This is a genomic window from Jeotgalibacillus marinus (assembly GCF_040801915.1).
GTDB classification, from domain to species: Bacteria; Bacillota; Bacilli; order Bacillales; family Jeotgalibacillaceae; genus Jeotgalibacillus; species Jeotgalibacillus marinus.
The window spans coordinates 1-222 of the sequence record NZ_JBFMIA010000353.1 but is presented as its reverse complement, the minus strand read 5'-3'; the positions used below and the strand labels follow the sequence as shown (position 1 = coordinate 222).

Genomic DNA, 222 nt, shown 5'->3' with positions numbered 1-222 from the left:
AAGGGAAAGGAGAGAAGGGAAAGGAAAAAGGAGGGGAAAAGGAGGAGGGAAAGGAAGGAAAAAGGGGAGAAGAAAGAGAGGAGGGAGGAGAGGGAAAAAAAGGGAGGGAGAAGGAGGAAAGGGAAAAAGGAAAAAAAAGGAGAGGAGGGGGGAAGAAGGAGGGAGGAGGAGAAAAGGGGGGGGGAGGGGGAAGAGGGGGGTGCTTGGACTTTAAACCCTCCT

1 protein-coding gene is annotated in these 222 nt (G+C 52.7%); it reads left to right on the top strand.

Annotated elements, in window-relative coordinates:
- Nucleotides 1-214: hypothetical protein (locus tag AB1471_RS19250; RefSeq protein ID WP_367781105.1), on the top strand; the 214-nt coding region annotated here is incomplete at its 5' end.
- Nucleotides 215-222 lie beyond the last annotated feature (8 nt).